We start from the raw sequence: 15,533 nt of genomic DNA, 5'->3' as shown, positions 1-15,533 counted from the left end.
GGCAGCCACCGCTACCGCATCTCAGGCGGATTTCGACATCCCTCGCGAATGCGGATGTCGAGCCGTATCCGCACGACGGTACAGCACGATGAGAGCCGTCAAAGCCAAAAGCATTATCACTGCGTAGGTCGCCAGGCCAAAGATCTCGATGTAGGTCGTGTGCGCTTCATCCACATGCATCACCCACCCGCCTTGATTTCCCTTCCCTCCCCGCAGCCAGTCTCCGAAGTTCCACGCAACGTGCATCCCGAACGGAAGCGCAATTCCGCGCGTGGCCAACGCGGCCATGCCGAACACCAGCGCGCCCAGTCCCGCTCCGAAGATGGCGTTGATCCAGGAGGCGCCACCCAACCGGTGCTCCAGAACGAAAACCGCGAACACTATTCCTTGAGCCCCGACTGCGCCAAGAGCCGGCAGTAGCGTCCGTAGCGGATAAGCTCGAAATGCCATCTCCTCGCGCAAGGCGAGCAGCAAATACCCGACCGCCGCGGCGACCATTCCGGATGCGTCAACACTTTCATTTCGAGTCCAGCTCACCTTTCCGCTCATGGACATCGCCGCAACGTGCAGGGCCAGCAATGCGCCTCCCAATGCGCAGCCAATCCCAAAGTGCGCAAGGGTTCCACGACGCCATGCCAGCCCCACGTCGCTGAAGCCCCTGCGCTCACAGCGAAGAAAGATCGCAGTCAAAGCAAAGGTAAGCGCTACCCCAACAGCCCCTACCACTATCTCCTCCCGAAACGCCGCGAAGTTCTTCGCCGCGATACTGGCGAGCACGAGAACAAGCGCCGCCGCGGCGCAGAATCCGAGCGCGCGAACTACGGCCTTCAACGAATTTCGCACTGCGATACTCATTGCTTGGGCCATGAGGCTACGGCGCCATCCCGGCGAAATTTCGCTCGGAACAGCCACACACAGGCAGCAACGATTACGTTGGCGCCCCCCATGCAGGCCCATATGGCCATTTGATGATCGTGAGGCGCATCAGCGTTCTGGAACTCAGGCCGCCACAACGAGCCCTCGCCCGTTCGCAGCAGTGCGTCCTGAATGAGATTGTTGGCGACATGAAAGGCCGCGACCAACGGCAAGCTGCGAGTGACCAGCATCAGGCATCCGTACAGAAGACTGCAGGTGCCGACCACAAGAACGGCGGCTTGCCAAGGCATGCCGCCTGACAGATGGGCGAGCACGAAAACCGCGCTCGGCACTACGACCGCGGCTAACGCGCCGTGCTGCTCATACATGCGCTCCAAACCGTAGCTGCGATATCCGACCTCTTCGGCCACGCCAAGGGCCATCGCAGCCGCTGCCGCCATCAAGAGGGCCCGCATGCGAAACGCGGGATTCCAGCTCCACTCGAAAGGAGCCCATACCTGGACGATCAGCGCCCAGAGTAGCGCCAAGGCACCACCGCCGAGAAAGCCAACGAAAACCGAATCGACCGCTCGCCCGTTTGCCGCAACGCCGTACCTGACCCACGAGAGCCGATCTCGCCGAATGAACCAGGAAGTAGTCGCGACTACCAGCAGCATGATCAGCGAACATCGCACGAGCCAAGCCAACGCCGCGTCGGTGTTTCGCCCGAGCACAACCATCGCCAGCAATGCGCCCGCAAACGCGACCGTCGATATCAACAGCAAGTATCCCCAGACATACCAAACGGGCCGTTTCGGCATGACTTCGCTCCGTGTGGATGATACGTATTTCCCGCGAGTCGCCTGGACGGCCTTTCGTCCGCCATAAGCTCGCTCGGTTACCACCGCGACTGTGGTGTCAAATTTGAATCGTCACCGGCATGTTGATCGAGAAAAAACTCGTTTGGCAAGTCCGAAGCCAACCGATTGAAACGCAAGCCAGCGAGAATGTCTCGAACGGAAACACCCAATCGAATCGCTCGCGCACCCCTCTGGTCGGCAGGGAAAGCGGAGAAAAAGTGGCGAAAATTCCGCCCAAAATGACTCGTCCGATTTTCTCAAAACCGCAGGCGTGCGACGAAAAACCAAAAAAGCGTTTTCGTGAGGCGCGGAAAGGCGGAGAAAGCCGTTCGACGTAACGGCGTGGTGGGCCCACCAGGACTCGAACCTGGAACCAAAGGATTATGAGTCCTCTGCTCTAACCATTGAGCTATAGGCCCGCGAGAGGGCTGGATTCTAAAGCACCGGCCCGGCCTCGTCAGCCCGGGCGCCGGCGCGCCGGGGAGCCGCACCCGCCCCGGTGTCGGCCGCGGCGCCGGGCCGCGGCTCGCCGAACTGCGAATTCCCTCGCTTTTATACGATTCCCGCCCGCCGACTTGCCCAGCGCCAGTCGCACTTTCGCGCGGCCGACTCGGGCAGCATGGCCTCGATGCGCACGACAGATGCGCGCTGGCGCCGCGATCGAGCGGCGCTGCCGGGCGCGGCGGCGACGCCGCTGCGTTCGGCGCATTCGAGGGGGGCCGCGATCCGGGCGCGCCGCCGTTGCCGGCGGTGTCCGGTATCGCCTCACCCATCGAACGAGGTTTCCATGTCGCGCATTGCCCAGTTCCGTTTCCGCACGATGCCGCTGGCGTTGCTGATCGCCGCCGCGGGTTCCAGCTACGCCGCCGAGCCGTCCGCCACCGCATCGGCTGCGGGTTACGACGCAGCCGCCGCGGCCGTGCCGCCGTTCAAGCACCCGGGTCTGCTGATGACCCAGAATCGCCTCGCCTCGATACGCGCCGCGGTGCAATCGGGCAACAGCAGCGCGATGAAGACCGGCTACGACCGCCTGCTGCAGGACAGCCGCGGTTCGCACACCTACGCGCATCAGGCGCTGGCGACGGTGGAGGTGGTGCGCGCGGCGGGCGGGCCGCAGGAGGGACGCTGGAAGAACGATGGGTTCGCGGTGTACTTGAACGCGCTGCGTTGGGCGGTCAGCGGCGATACGCGCAATCGCGACAAGGCGATCCAGATCATCGATGCGTGGTCGGCGAAGTTCACCGGCTTCACCCTGGCGCCGGGCACCGATGCGCCGCAGGCATGGCTGGAGGCGGCGTGGGGATTGCCGGTGTGGGCCAGCGCGGCGGAGATCCTGCGCCATCACGACGGCGGCGCGGCGGGTTGGCCGCAGGCCTCGCAGGATCGCTTCAATAGCTATCTCAACCGACTCTACGCTTACGCCAACCAGGCCTCGGCGCGCACCAACAACTGGGGCGTGTCCGGCGCGCTGGCGACGATGGCCACCGGCGTCTATCAGGACGACGCCACTCGCTACAACGCCGGGCTCAACCGGATGAAGCAGCTGATTCCGCTGATCGTCTACAGCAGCGGCGAAGTGCAGGAACTGGCCGCGCGCGATTGCCACCATCCGCAGTATTCGCTGGCCGGCATCGCCCAGGCGGCGGAGATGGCGACGATCCAGGGCGACACCAGCGTGTGGCTGTTCAAGGTCGGCAACGAGGCGCAGCCGCGGTTCTCGCGCGGGCTGGAGTACATGGCCAAGTCGATCCTGTACGGCGAGGGCGTGCGCGATTGCCGCTCGAACGGGCTGTATCCGGGCTACAGCGAGATCGCGGTCAACGGCTACATGAATCGCGGCACGCCGATTGCGAATTTCCAGAACGCGACCAAGCGCGGCCGACCGGACGGCAATGCCGCGGAGTTCATCGGCTGGTCGGCGGCGACGCACGGCCGCGACGATTTCTAAGCCGGCGCAGCGCGCGCAGGCCGCATCGCTGCGGCCTGCGCGCGGTTTTCATCGCGCCTTGCTCATCGAGTAAGGCAACTGCTTCGGATGGCTGGCCCATTCGCGATTGGGCTGCGCCTGCATGACGAAGCGCAGCTCGCCGCCGGCGACGATTTCCTCGTGGCGCAGGAACGCGCGCTCCAGCGGCCGGCCGTTGAGCGTGGCGCTGCCGATGTAGCTGTGCGCCTCATCCAGGCCCTCGGCGATCACTGTGAAGCGCTTGCCGTTGGGCAGGTTGAGCGTGGCCTTCGGCAGGAACGGACGGCCGATGATGTATTCGTTGCTGGCCGGCGCCACCGGATAGAAGCCCAGCGCGGTGAACACGTACCAGACCGACATCTGGCCGAGGTCGTCGTTGCCGGCCAGGCCGTCGGGACGCGGCGCGTACTGGCTGGCCATGATCTGCTTGAGCCGCTCCTGGGTGCGCCAGGGCTGGCCGGCGTAGCCGTACAGATACGCGACATGATGGCTGGGCTCGTTGCCGTGCGCGTACCAGCCGATCAAACCGGTGATGTCTTCCATGTGGGCGAAGATCTTCGGATCGACCTTGGCCTCGAACACCTGGTCGAGTCGCGCGATCAGCCTGTCGGCGCCGCCGTGCGCGGCGGCGAGACCGGCCACGTCCTGCGGCACGTACCACGAGTACTGCCAGGCGTTGCCTTCGGTGTAGTCGGTGCCGTAGCCGCTGGCGCTGGGGTCGAAAGGTTCGCGGAAGCTGCCGTCGCGCTTGCGCGCGCGCATGAAGCCACTCGACGCGTCGAATGCATGGCGCCAGTTCCCGGCTCGCTTCTCGAATCTCGCGGCGATGTCCTTGCGCCCCATCGCCCCGGCCATGCGCGCGATGGTCCAGTCGTCGAACGCGTATTCCAGGGTCTTCGACGCGGCTTCGCCTTCCTCGTCGATCGGCACGTAGCCCAGTTCCTTGTACTGGGCGATGCCGTCGTAGGGTCCGTAGTCGGCGCTGGCGACCATCGCCTGCAGCGCTTCGTTCGCGTCGTAGCCGCGAATGCCTTTCAGGTAGGCATCGGCGATCACCGGCACGGCGTGGTAGCCGATCATGCACCACGTCTCCTGGCCGTGGAACGCCCACACCGGCAGGATCCCGTACGGGCTGTGCTTGCGCGAAGCCAGCAGCGAATTGACGAAATCGTTGTTGCGCTGTTCCGGTTGCACCAGGGTCAGCAGCGGGTGCAGCGCGCGGTAGGTGTCCCACAGCGAGAACGTGGAGTGGTAGCGGAAACCCTTGGCCTCGTGCACCGCGTTGTCCGGGCCGCGATAACGGCCGTCGCTGTCCATGAACAGGCTCGGGCCCATCAGCGTGTGGTAGAGCGCGGTGTAGAAGCTCTTGCGCGCGGCCTCGTCGCCTTCGGCGTCGATCGCCGACAGTGCGTCGCTCCAGCGTTCGCGCGCCTGCGCGCGCACGCGGTCGAAGTCGAAGCCGGGCACTTCGGCGTCGAGGTTGGCGATGGCGCTGTCTTCGCTGACCGGCGAGATCGCGACCTTGACGATCAGCTCCTGGCCCGGCGCGTCCTTGAAGTCGAGGCTGGCGACGAGCTGGCGGCCTTCGATCTGCGCGCGCTGGCCCGGGTCTTTCTCGCCCGGCGGCGCGAAGCCCTTGTAGAGCACGTCGGCCTCGGTGTCGTGGAAAGCGTGCCCGGTCACCGGCCGCGAGAAGCGCATGGCGAAGTACAGCTGCCGGCCCGGCGCCCAGCCGCGGGTTTCGCGGAAACCTGTCACGGTGCCGTCGGCGCGCAGCCGCACCCGCGACCACAGCACCTTGCCGGGGTAGTCGTACAGGCTGGTGCGCAGGTCGATCAGCACATGCGCGGCCCGCCCGCTCGGGTAACGGTAGCGGTGCACGCCGACGCGCTCGCTGGCGGTCAGCTCGGCGCGGATCTTGTAGTCGTCGAGGGTGACGGCGTAGTAGCCCGGCTGGGCGACTTCGTCGTCGTGGCGGAACGCCGAGCGGTAACCGCTGCGCGGCGTTTTCGAATCGCCGCGCTCGAGCTTGACCTCGCCGGCGATCGGCATCACCAGCACGTCGCCGAGGTCGGAATGGCCGGTGCCGGAGAAGTGGGTGTGGGAGAAGCCGACGATGGTCGGATCGCCGTGGCGGTAGCCGGCGGCCCAGCCGTAGGCTTCCTTGCGCGGCTTGATTTCGGTGTCCGGGCTGAGCTGGATCATGCCGAACGGGACCGTGGCGCCCGGGAAGGTGTGGCCTTCGCCGCCGGTGCCGATGAACGGGTCGACCGCTTCGAAGGCGCGGCGGCCGGCGTCGGCGCCGCCGACGGGCGCGGCCAGCGCGGTCGGGACGGCGAACACCGCGGCCAGCAAGGCGAGGATGGCGGCGCCGGGCCAGCGGCCGGACGGATCGGGCTGGGGCTGGGTCGCTGTGAGCTGGGTCGTTCGGGACTGGATCGGCCGGGCCATCCGCAGTACTCCGTCTGATTCGTGATCGGGATTAGGAACAGGTTCGCAACGGCGGCCGCCCCGGGGACGGGCCGCCACTTTTAGATCGTTCTAAATATCGGCAAGCTAGCACGCGCCCGGAACCCGTTCATGCTGCATTGCAGAATGCAGCGACGGGGCCCAGGCCGCAGGATGGCGGCATTTAGAACGATCCAAAAGCCTTCCTTCCACCCGAACCCGGCCCATGAGTCCCGCCCGACCATCCACCGCGAGGTGCCCAAGATGAACGACGCGCCCGCCCCCCGAGGCCGGGTCACCCTGGCCGATATCGCCCGCGCCTGCGGCCTGTCGCGCGCGACCGTCTCGCTGGTGCTGCGCGGCAGCCCGCTGGTCCACGCCGACACCCGCGCCCGGGTCGAGGCCGAGCTCAAGCGCCAAGGCTACGTCTATCACCGCGGCGCGGCCAATCTGCGGCGCAAGGTGTCCACCGGCGTGGCCCTGGTCATCAACGACCTGTCCAACCCGTTCTTCGCCGAATTCGCCGCGGGCGTGGACGAATGGCTGGCCACCGCCGGCTTCGTCACCCTGCTGGGCAGCACCAACGAATCGGTGGAGCGACAGCAGGCGGTGCTCAACTCGCTGATGGAGCACGACCCGGCCGGGATCATCCTCTCGCCGGCCGAAGGCAGCGACGGCGCGCGGGTGCGCGCGCAGGTCGGCGAGCGCACGCCGGTGCTGGTGTTCAACCGCGAGCTCGACGGCACCAGCTGGGACTTCCTCGCCCTGGACAACACCCACGGCGCGCGCCTGGCCACCCGCCACCTGCTCGACCGCGGCCATCGCCGCATCGCCTTCTTCGGCGGCCACCGCGATTCGTCCTCGTGCCGGCAGCGCCGCCAGGGCTATCGCGAGGCGCTGGCCGAGGCCGGGATCGAGCCGGAACCGCAGTGGCTGGTCGAGTGCGCGCCCACGCGCCTGGAAGCGGCGCAGCAGACCGGCGCGCTGTTCGTGCGCGATCCCGCGCCGACCGCGGCGGTCTGCTACAACGACGCGGTCGCGCTCGGCCTGATGGCCGGCCTGGTCGCGCGCGGACGCCGCGCCGGCGCCGACTTCGCCGTGGTCGGCTTCGACGACATTCCCGAAGCCGCGGTGGCCTCGCCGCCGCTGACCACCATCGCGGTGGATCCGCGCGCGCGCGGCCGCCAGGCCGCCGAGCTGATCCTCAAGCGCCTGCGCGAACCGGCCATGCCGCGCGCCCACACCATCGCCCCGGTGCGCCTGCAGGCCCGCAGCAGCAGCGAGGTGCACTTGTCCGGAGAGTCCGCATGAGCCGTCGCGTCATGTCCTACACCGCCGCGCTGGCGGTGGTGACCACGATCTTCTTCACCTGGGGCGGCCTGACCAGCCTCAACGACGTGCTGATCCCGCATCTCAAGGCCGTGTTCAACATGAACTACGCCCAGTCGATGCTGATCCAGTCGACGTTCTTCGGCGCGTATTTCCTGATGTCGCTGCCGGCCAGCCGGGTGGTGGCGAAGTTCGGCTACAAGCACAGCATCGTGATCGGCCTGATCGTCGCCGCGATCGGCGCGGCGATGTTCTTCCCGGCCGCGCGCATTCCCTCGTATCCGCTGTTCCTGGGCGCGCTGTTCGTGCTCGCCAGCGGCATCACCGTGCTGCAGGTGTCGGCCAATCCCTACATCAGCCTGCTCGGCGATCCGGCCGGCGCGCCGAGCCGGCTCAACCTGGCGCAGGCGCTGAACTCGCTGGGCACCACGGTGTTCCCGACCTTCATCGGCCCGCTGATCCTGTCCTCCGCGGTGCTCGGCGCCGCCGAGCTCAAGGCGATGAGCGTCGCCGAGCAGGCCGCCTACCGCGCGCACGAAGCCGCCGCGGTGCAGGTGCCGTACATGGTCATCGCCGGCTGCCTGGTGCTGCTGGCGGTGTTCGTCTACGCGATGCGCATCCCGCCGCTGACCGAGGCCACCGAGAGCGCCGACCCGGCCCGCCACAGCTTCGGCGAAGTGCTCGGCCAGCGCCATCTGCTGTTCGGCGTGATCGCGATCTTCGTCTACGTCGGCGCCGAGGTCTCGATCGGCAGCTTCCTGGTGAACTATTTGTCCGAGCCGCAGATCGCCGGCTTCGACCACGCCACCGCCAGCAAGTACCTGGGCCTGTACTGGGGCGGCGCGATGGTCGGCCGCTTCGTCGGCGCGGTGCTGCTGCGCTACGTCGATGCGCGCAAGCTGCTGGCGCTGGCCGCGGTGGTGGCGATCGCGCTGCTGGCGCTGACCATGGCCACGCGCGGTTCGCTGGCGATGTGGGCGGTGCTGTCGATCGGCCTGTTCAACTCGGTGATGTTCCCGACCATCTTCACCATCGCCATCGAACGGCTCGGGCCGATGACCAGCAAGGCCTCGAGCCTGCTGATCATGGCCATCGTCGGCGGCGCGGTGGTGCCTTTGCTGCAGGGCCTGCTGTCGGACAGCATCGGCATCCAGCATTCGTTCGTGATTCCGGCGGTCTGCTACGCCTTCATCGTCTGGTACGGCCTGTCGGGTTCGCGCATCCGCGAAGGCCAGGGCCAGCACGCCAGCGCCCAAGCTTCGGGAGTGATGCATTGATGTCCGCCGTATCCCCTTCGCCCGCCGACGGCGCCATCGTCTGCTTCGGCGAAGCGCTGATCGACTTCCTCGCCCGCCCGGGCGGCGCGCCCGGCCAGCCGCGCCATTTCGTCGAATACGCCGGCGGCGCGCCGGCCAACGTCGCCGTCGCCGCGGCGCGGCTGGGCGCGAACGCGCGCTTCGTCGGCATGCTCGGCCACGACATGTTCGGCGACTTCATCGCCGAGCAGCTCGACGGCTACGGCGTGGACACGCGCGACGTGCGCCGCACGGATGAAGCCAAGACCGCGCTGGCGTTCGTGTCGCTCGACGGCGACGGCGAACGCAGCTTCAGCTTCTATCGCCCGCCCGCGGCCGACCTGCTGTTCCGCGACGGCGACTTCCGCGTCGACGGCTTCGAAGACGCCGGCGTGTTCCACGTCTGCTCCAACAGCCTCACCGAGGAAGCCATCGCCGCGACCACGCTCGCCGGCATGCGCCGCGCGCGCCTGGCCGGCGCGCTGGTGAGCATGGACATGAACCTGCGCCCGTCGCTGTGGCCGGCCGGCGTCGATCCGGCGCCGCGGCTGCTGGCGGCGCTGCTGGAAGCCGACCTGATCAAGCTGTGCGGCAGCGAGTTCGAATTCCTCGCCCGCCACCTCGGCGGCGAGGAAGCCGCGCTGCAGCGGCTGTGGCACGGCTACGCGACCTGCGTGCTGATCACCGACGGCGCCACCCCGATCCGCTGGCATACGCGCACCCGCAGCGGCTCGGTGGCGACGTTCAAGGTCTCGCCCAGCGACACCACCGGCGCCGGCGACGCCTTCGTCGGCGGCCTGCTGCGCCGGCTGATCGCGCTCGGCGTCGACGCGGCCAACTTCAACGATTTCCTCCAGCGCGAAGACGAACTGACCGACGCGCTGCGCTACGCCGCCGCCGCCGGCGCGCTGGCCACCACCCGCCACGGCGCGTTCGCGGCCATGCCCAGCGCCGCCGAGGTCGAACGACTGATGCAGGAACAAGCATGAACCTTCCCGCCGATCCGCTGCCGAACTTCCGCGACGCCGACACGCTGCTGGCGCACATCCGCGACACGATGGCGTTCTACGACCCGGTCGCGCTGGACGCCGACGGCGGCTTCTTCCATTACTTCCGCGACGACGGCGCGGTCTACGACGCCTCGCACCGACACTTGGTCAGCTCGACCCGCTTCGTCTTCAACTACGCGATGGCGGCGGTGCAATTCGGCCGCGACGACTACCGCGAACGCGCGCGCCACGGCCTGCGCTACCTGCGCGACGTCCACCGCGACGCGCGCACCGGCGGCTATGCCTGGACCATCCGCGACGGCCAGCCCGAAGACCGCATGAACCATTGCTACGGCGTGGCCTTCGTGCTGCTGGCGTACTCGTGCGGCGTCAAGGCCGGGATCGCCGAAGCCGCGGCGTGGATGGACGAAACCTGGAACCTGCTGGAAGCGCGCTTCTGGGAGCCCGAATTCGGCCTGTACCGCGACGAAGCCGACGCCGACTGGAACTTCAGCGGCTACCGCGGCCAGAACGCCAACATGCACATGTGCGAGGCGATGCTGGCGGCGTTCGAGGCGTCGAACGACGCGCGCTATCTCGAACGCGCGTTGACGCTCGCGCACAACATGACCCAGCGCCAGGCGGCCCAGGCCGACGGCCTGGTGTGGGAGCACTACGACCGCGACTGGAACATCGACTGGGACTACCACCGCGACGATCCCAAGCACCTGTTTCGGCCGTGGGGCTTCCAGCCCGGCCACCAGACCGAATGGGCCAAGCTGCTGCTGATCCTCGACCGCCACCTGTCCGCGCGCGGCGACGCGCCGGCGTGGCTGGTGCCGACCGCGCGCCATCTGTTCGACACCGCGGTGGCGCGCTCGTGGGACGACGAGTTCGGCGGCCTCGCCTACGGCTTCGCGCCGGACGGCTCGATCTGCGACGACGACAAATACTTCTGGGTCCAGGCCGAATCGCTGGCGACCGCGGCGCTGCTGGCCGTGCGCACCGGCGAGGATCTGTACTGGCAGTGGTACGACAAGCTGTGGGCGTATGCGTGGCAGCACCTGGTCGATCACCGTTACGGCGCGTGGTACCGCATCCTCGACCGCCGCAACGGCAAGTACAGCGACGAGAAGAGCCCGGCCGGCAAGACCGACTACCACACCATGGGCGCGTGCTACGAAGTGATCCGCTGGCTGCGCACCCCGTAAGCCGCCCGAAGCCCCTGTAGGAGCGGCGCGAGCCGCGACCGCGACACCGCGCTTGCGTCGTATGTGCGGTGTCGCGGTCGCGGCTTGCGCCGCTCCTACAGGTAGCGCGCGCAACAGCGCGCGTTCATGCGCCGCCTGCCGACGGGCAAGAGTGCCGCCAAGGCTGAGCCAGCAACGATACCGAGCCGGGACTCAGCGCATCGTCGCCGCGACGATCGGCAAGCCGATCACCGCCACCAGCGGCAGCGATACGATCGCGACGATCAGCGCCAGCCAGCGCGAAGCGAGCGCTTGACCGGCGCGTAGTCGCGCACGCACGAACCGACCTTGCAGCATGTCGCCCACCGCAGCCGCGGCCGCCGATTGCAGCGCGACGAAATTCAACGCGATCTGCCAACCAGGATCCTGCGGCCCCGCCGAATAAGCGACCAGCGAAGTCAGCAGGCCGAACAACGTCGGCCCGACGATCAACGCAGCCACCGCCATCGCCGCATAACGCCGCATCGCGGCATAGTTGAGCGCGATCAGAATACCGCCGGCGATGGCTGTACCGAACAAGCCCGCGATCGCCAACGACGCCGGCCCGAACAAACGGATCGACGCATCGTCCGCCGCCGGCGCCCGCAACGGCGCTTTCGGCGCGCGGTAAGGATCGACGACCGGCGGCTGCGGTTCGCGCGGCTCGCTCATCGCAGGCTGTCCGGTTCCATCGCCGCGGCCCTTCCGTGCAGGTGACGACTGCGATCTTAGCGCCCGCACCGGCCGCCGAAACGAAACAGGCCCCGCGATGCGGGGCCTGTTCGGGTTGCGTCCTGGCGACGGATCAGTCGATGTCGAGGAAGCTGCGCAACTGCTCCGACCGGCTCGGATGACGCAGCTTGCGCAGCGCCTTGGCTTCGATCTGGCGGATGCGCTCGCGGGTCACGTCGAACTGCTTGCCGACTTCCTCGAGGGTGTGGTCGGTGTTCATGTCGATGCCGAAACGCATGCGCAACACCTTGGCCTCGCGCGGGGTCAGGCCGGCGAGCACGTCGCGGACCGTCTCGGAGAGGTTGATGTTGGTGGTCGCTTCCACCGGGGACTCCACGTTGGTGTCCTCGATGAAGTCGCCCAGATGCGAGTCCTCGTCGTCGCCGATCGGGGTCTCCATCGAGATGGGCTCCTTGGCGATCTTCATGACCTTCCGGATCTTGTCCTCCGGCATGTCCATTTCCTTCGCCAGCTCTTCCGGAGTCGCTTCGCGGCCGTACTGCTGCAGCATCTGGCGGCTGATGCGGTTGAGCTTGTTGATCGTTTCGATCATGTGCACCGGGATGCGGATGGTGCGGGCCTGATCGGCGATCGAACGGGTGATGGCCTGGCGGATCCACCAGGTGGCGTAGGTCGAGAACTTGAAGCCGCGGCGGAATTCGAACTTGTCCACCGCCTTCATCAGGCCGATGTTGCCTTCCTGGATCAGGTCGAGGAACTGCAGGCCGCGGTTGGTGTACTTCTTGGCGATAGAGATCACCAAGCGCAGGTTGGCCTCGACCATCTCCTTCTTGGCCTTGCGCGCCTTGGCCTCGCCGTAGGCGACGGCGCGGCTGATTTCCTTGAGCTCTTCCAGGGTCAGCAGCGAGCGCGTCTCGACTTCGATGGTGGCCTGCTGTTCGGCCACGATCTGGTCCTTGACGTCGCGCAGGCCCGACGACCACTTCTGCTTGCGCTTGAGCAGCTCGTCCACCCATTCCAGATTGGTCTGGTTGCCTTCCCAGGCGCGGATGAAGTCCTTGCGCGGCATCTTGGCCACGCGGGTGGCCAGGTCGAGGATCTTGCGCTCGTGGTCCTTGATCGAGCCGACCACTTCGCGCAGGTTGCGCATCAGCGTGTCGGTCAGGGCCAGCGGCAGCTTCAGGGTGACGAACACCGCGGCGATGTCCTCGCGCAGCTTGGTCGCGTTCTTGTGCGCCGAGCCGTACTTGGCGTGCGCCTTGAGGAACTTGCCGTGCAGGTCGGCGATGGCTTCCATGCGCGCGGCGACTTCGACCGGGTCGGGACCGGACACGGTCTCTTCGGCTTCTTCGTCGCCGCCGGCGGCTTCGTCCTCGTCCTCGTCGGACTCGGCGTCGGCATCGTCGGCCACCGGCGCCGGCGGCGCGGCGGGCTCGGGTTCTTCGTCGAGGTGATCGTTGAAGCCGACCACGATCTCGGCCAGGCGCTTCTTGCCGGCCTTGTGCTGCTCGTAGTCTTCCAGGATCAGCTGGATCGTGCCCGGGTACAGCGCGAGCGAGGCCTGGACCTGGTTCAGGCCCTCCTCGATGCGCTTGGCGATGGCGATTTCGCCTTCGCGGGTCAGCAGTTCGACGGTGCCCATCTCGCGCATGTACATGCGCACGGGATCGGTGGTGCGGCCGCCTTCGCCGTCGAGCGCGGTCAGCGCCGCGGCGGCTTCTTCGGCCGCGGTGTCGTCGACTTCGCGGTTACCGGTGTTGCCGTCGGCGAGCAACAGCGTTTCGGCATCGGGCGCAACTTCGTGCACCTCGATGCCCATGCCGTTGATCATGCCGATGATGTCTTCGATCTGTTCGGCGTCGACCAAATCGTCGGGCAGGTGATCGTTGACCTCGGCATAGGTCAGATAGCCCTGCTCCAAGCCCTTGGAGATCAGGAGCTTGATATCGGACGGAGGGGGCTGACGTTCGTTGGCCATGGGCTGCGCCACCGCGCTAGTGAGGATAGGGAACGCTCCAGTATATCAGGTCCGGCGCCCCCGGCCGGGGCGGGGCCGCGGGGAGGAGCGTCGGGTCAGGACCGGAGGAGGAAGGTGACCGGGCCGTCGTTGACCAGGCTGACGACCATATGGGCGCCGAAGCGGCCGGTTTCCACCCCCGCGGAATGACGTTGACGGCAGGTTTCGAGCAATCGGTTGAATAGCGGTTCAGCCAGCGCCGGCGCGGCCGCGGTGCTGAAGCCCGGACGCATGCCGCTGCGGGTGTCGGCCGCCAGGGTGAATTGGCTGACCAGCAACAACCCGCCGCCGGTGTCGGCCAGGCCGCGGTTCATGCGGCCGGCCTCATCGGCGAATACACGGTATCCGAGCAGCCGGTCGGCCATCCGGGCGATCTGGGCCTCGCCGTCGTCGGGCTCGATCCCGACCAGGGCCAGCAGGCCGGGGCCGATCGCCCCGACCGTCTCGCCGTCGACCGTCACGCTGGCCTGGGTCACCCGCTGGATCAAGCTCAGCATGCCGTCGCACCGTCAATTTCAGGGATCGCCAGTGTACTGCGGGCAACGCGCCGGCAATGGCGGCGTTCGCCCGCGTTCGCCGCGGCCGCGCGCGGGTGCCGGCGCGGCGCGCGCGGCTACACTCGCCGGCATGACCCAGTTCGCCGCCCGCCTGCTGTACTTTTTCGCCAGCCTGATCGGCCGCCTGCCCTGGCCGTGGCAGCGGCGCCTGGGCGAGGCCGTGGCCTCGGTGTGGCAGCGCCGCGACGCGCGCGAGGCGCGGGTGGCCCGGGTCAACCTCGCCCTGGCCTATCCGGAGCTGCTGCCGGCGCAGCGCGAGCAATGGCAGCAGGCGATCGTGCGCACCACCGCGCGCCAGGCGGTCGAGACCCTGCGCCTGTGGACCCGCCCCCACGCAGAGAACCTGGGCCTGCTGCGCGAGCGCCACGGCACCGAGCTGTTCGACGCCGCGCTGGCCGCCGGCAAGGGCCTGATCGTGGCCGCCCCGCACTACGGCAACTGGGAACTGCTGAACCAGTGGCTGGCCCAGCGCACGCCGCTGGCGATCCTGTACAAGCCGCCGGAGTCGGCGGTCGGCGAGGCCTTCCTGAACCTGGTGCGCGCCGATACCGACGCCGAACGGGTGACCCAGATCCGCGCGGAAGGCGCTGCGGTGCGCCAGTTGTGGAAGCGGCTCAGCGCCGGCGGCGTGGTCGGAATCCTGCCCGACCAGCAGCCCAAGGCCGGCGACGGCGAATTCGCTCCGTTCTTCGGGGTCGAAGCGTTGACCATGACCCTGCTCGGCCGGCTCGCCGAGCGCACCGGCGCGGCGGTGCTGTTCTGCTACTGCGAGCGCATCGACCAGCACCCCGACGGGCCCGGCTTCGCCCTGCACATCGAGGCCGCGCCCGAGGGCATCGCCGATCCCGACCCGCGCCGCGCCTGCGCCGCGCTCAATCAGGCGGTGGAGCGCATCGCCCGGCGCGATCCGGCGCAGTACCAGTGGACCTACAAGCGCTACACGCTGCGGCCGTCGGGCGACGGGCGCGACAATCCGTATCGGTCGATCGAAACCGACCGCCGCTGAGCCGCTGGCGCCGCGGCTGCGCGTCCCCATCGGCAGCGGCGCACGCCGCCGCTTGCGCGCAGCGAGCCCGGCAGCGCGCACAAACCGGCCACGCGCCACTCACCTCGCTACACTCGGGAAGAACCTCGCCCTGGCCGCACGATGACGCCCACACCGCCCGGCTCCGAATCCGAATCCGCCGCATCCTCGCCGCCGCCGGCCGACGCGGCCGGCGCGCACGAACCGCAATCGGCGATCGAGCCCCCGCTCGCGCCGCCGTCCCAGGCGGCCGCCTCCGCGCCGCCCCCGC

At 68.1% G+C, this 15,533-nt stretch carries 14 protein-coding genes and 1 tRNA gene; 7 read left to right on the top strand and 8 right to left on the bottom strand.

The annotated features are described in order from the left end of the window. Positions 1 to 21: 21 nt before the first annotated feature. Positions 22 to 855: a CPBP family intramembrane glutamic endopeptidase gene (locus A7A76_RS24435; protein WP_206413755.1), complete on the bottom strand. Its 834-nt coding sequence runs from the start codon at positions 853 to 855 to the stop codon at positions 22 to 24. After that, a complete protein-coding gene (locus A7A76_RS24430; protein WP_206413754.1) occupies positions 852 to 1,676 on the bottom strand; it encodes a CPBP family intramembrane glutamic endopeptidase in 825 nt (274 codons plus the stop codon). The genes A7A76_RS24435 and A7A76_RS24430 overlap by 4 nt, the downstream gene beginning before the upstream one ends. A 119-nt stretch (positions 1,677 to 1,795) precedes the next feature. Here A7A76_RS24430 and A7A76_RS24425 point away from each other — a divergent pair, with 119 nt between their 5' ends. Further along, entirely contained in the window at positions 1,796 to 2,053 is a 258-nt protein-coding gene (locus A7A76_RS24425; RefSeq protein ID WP_206413753.1) for a hypothetical protein, read from the top strand. 5 nt (positions 2,054 to 2,058) lie between these two features. On the opposite strand, the gene A7A76_RS24420 is transcribed toward A7A76_RS24425, so the two are convergent. After that, positions 2,059 to 2,134 (bottom strand) — tRNA-Ile (locus tag A7A76_RS24420). A gap of 368 nt (positions 2,135 to 2,502) precedes the next feature. Here A7A76_RS24420 and A7A76_RS24415 point away from each other — a divergent pair. After that, entirely contained in the window at positions 2,503 to 3,663 is a 1,161-nt protein-coding gene (locus A7A76_RS24415) for an alginate lyase family protein (RefSeq protein ID WP_206413752.1), read from the top strand. Positions 3,664 to 3,711: 48 nt separating this feature from the next. Here the strand turns inward: A7A76_RS24415 and A7A76_RS24410 are convergent, their stop codons facing one another. Further along, entirely contained in the window at positions 3,712 to 6,132 is a 2,421-nt protein-coding gene (locus A7A76_RS24410) for a GH92 family glycosyl hydrolase (protein WP_206413751.1), read from the bottom strand. A 261-nt stretch (positions 6,133 to 6,393) separates the two neighbouring features. On the opposite strand from A7A76_RS24410, the gene A7A76_RS24405 reads away from it, so the two are divergent. From A7A76_RS24405 to A7A76_RS24390, 4 genes are read left to right on the top strand one after another with little or no spacing between them, the layout of a single operon-like run. Further along, the gene (locus A7A76_RS24405; RefSeq protein WP_206413750.1) at positions 6,394 to 7,440 is read left to right on the top strand and encodes a LacI family DNA-binding transcriptional regulator; all 1,047 of its coding nucleotides are present in this window, start codon (positions 6,394 to 6,396) and stop codon (positions 7,438 to 7,440) included. Continuing rightward, positions 7,437 to 8,735, top strand: a complete 1,299-nt coding sequence (locus tag A7A76_RS24400) for a sugar MFS transporter (protein ID WP_206413749.1) — start codon at positions 7,437 to 7,439, stop codon at positions 8,733 to 8,735. Before A7A76_RS24405 ends, A7A76_RS24400 begins: the two co-directional genes overlap by 4 nt. Further along, on the top strand, positions 8,735 to 9,742 hold the full coding sequence (locus tag A7A76_RS24395; RefSeq protein ID WP_206413748.1) for a carbohydrate kinase family protein: 1,008 nt from the start codon (positions 8,735 to 8,737) through the stop codon (positions 9,740 to 9,742). The genes A7A76_RS24400 and A7A76_RS24395 overlap by 1 nt, the downstream gene beginning before the upstream one ends. Continuing rightward, positions 9,739 to 10,953, top strand: coding sequence for an AGE family epimerase/isomerase (locus A7A76_RS24390; protein ID WP_206413747.1), 1,215 nt, complete (start codon positions 9,739 to 9,741; stop codon positions 10,951 to 10,953). The genes A7A76_RS24395 and A7A76_RS24390 overlap by 4 nt, the downstream gene beginning before the upstream one ends. A gap of 192 nt (positions 10,954 to 11,145) precedes the next feature. Here the strand turns inward: A7A76_RS24390 and A7A76_RS24385 are convergent, their stop codons facing one another. The 3 genes from A7A76_RS24385 to dtd form a co-directional block, all read right to left on the bottom strand. Continuing rightward, on the bottom strand, positions 11,146 to 11,580 hold the full coding sequence (locus tag A7A76_RS24385) for a hypothetical protein (protein WP_206413746.1): 435 nt from the start codon (positions 11,578 to 11,580) through the stop codon (positions 11,146 to 11,148). 196 nt (positions 11,581 to 11,776) lie between these two features. Next, entirely contained in the window at positions 11,777 to 13,642 is a 1,866-nt protein-coding gene (rpoD, locus tag A7A76_RS24380; RefSeq protein ID WP_206413745.1) for an RNA polymerase sigma factor RpoD, read from the bottom strand. A gap of 95 nt (positions 13,643 to 13,737) precedes the next feature. Next, a complete protein-coding gene (gene dtd, locus A7A76_RS24375) occupies positions 13,738 to 14,178 on the bottom strand; it encodes a D-aminoacyl-tRNA deacylase (RefSeq protein ID WP_074870582.1) in 441 nt (146 codons plus the stop codon). Between the two features lie 130 nt (positions 14,179 to 14,308). On the opposite strand from dtd, the gene A7A76_RS24370 reads away from it, so the two are divergent. Then, on the top strand, positions 14,309 to 15,244 hold the full coding sequence (locus A7A76_RS24370) for a lauroyl acyltransferase (RefSeq protein WP_241201169.1): 936 nt from the start codon (positions 14,309 to 14,311) through the stop codon (positions 15,242 to 15,244). A gap of 107 nt (positions 15,245 to 15,351) precedes the next feature. Here the strand turns inward: A7A76_RS24370 and A7A76_RS24365 are convergent. Further along, positions 15,352 to 15,533 (bottom strand): hypothetical protein (locus A7A76_RS24365; RefSeq protein WP_206413743.1); only part of this gene is annotated, 182 nt, incomplete at its 5' end.

This window comes from Lysobacter enzymogenes, from assembly GCF_017168095.1.
GTDB lineage: Bacteria > Pseudomonadota > Gammaproteobacteria > Xanthomonadales > Xanthomonadaceae > Lysobacter > Lysobacter enzymogenes_D.
The sequence above is the reverse complement of the archived record's forward strand: the minus strand, read 5'-3'. Positions and strand labels throughout refer to the sequence as shown.